The organism is Porphyromonas uenonis 60-3 (assembly GCF_000174775.1).
GTDB lineage: Bacteria > Bacteroidota > Bacteroidia > Bacteroidales > Porphyromonadaceae > Porphyromonas > Porphyromonas uenonis_A.
In genome coordinates this window covers 1-533 of sequence record NZ_ACLR01000143.1, presented here as the reverse complement: position 1 = coordinate 533, position 533 = coordinate 1, and the positions used below count along the sequence as shown (strand labels likewise).

General features: G+C 55.0%; 1 protein-coding gene. It reads right to left on the bottom strand.

From position 1 onward, the window contains the following. Window positions 1-533: DDE-type integrase/transposase/recombinase (locus PORUE0001_RS05040; protein WP_007365393.1), on the bottom strand; the 533-nt coding region annotated here is incomplete at both ends.

Sequence of the window (533 nt, the reverse complement as noted above, 5' to 3'; positions counted from 1 at the left end):
CGTTGTGGAGAGGGTTGCCGGTCTGGGTAACGCTGGTTACGATGCCTAGGCTGGCCTCGTAGTCGGTCATCTGCTTGGAGACGTATTGACAGCCTCGGTCGCTATGGAAGATGAGTCCTTTGAGGTCAAAGCCATGCTTCTGGTAGAAGTCAACGGTCTGTTTTAGTGCGTTGTAGGGGCCCTCTGTGGAGAGCGTGGGCTGCAGGTCAAAGCCTGTGATGATGCGGCTATAAGCATCCATCGTCAGGGAGAGATATGCGAAGCCCCCTAAACACTTGACGTAGGTTATGTCTGATACGGTGAGCCGGCAATGGTCGGTGGCGATGTACTTAGGGGTGGTGTTCAGGTGGTCTTGGAAGCCGTGATTGACCACGCCCTTGGTTGTCTGAGGCGGACGCTTGCGTCTGCGACTTCTCAGTAGCATGTCGTTGGCTCCTAACACTTTGTAGAGCCAGTCTCGACCTACTTGGAAGGTTCCTTTGAAGTACTTGTTGGTACACTCCTGGAGGGTGTCTACGCCTGCCCTGGGGAGC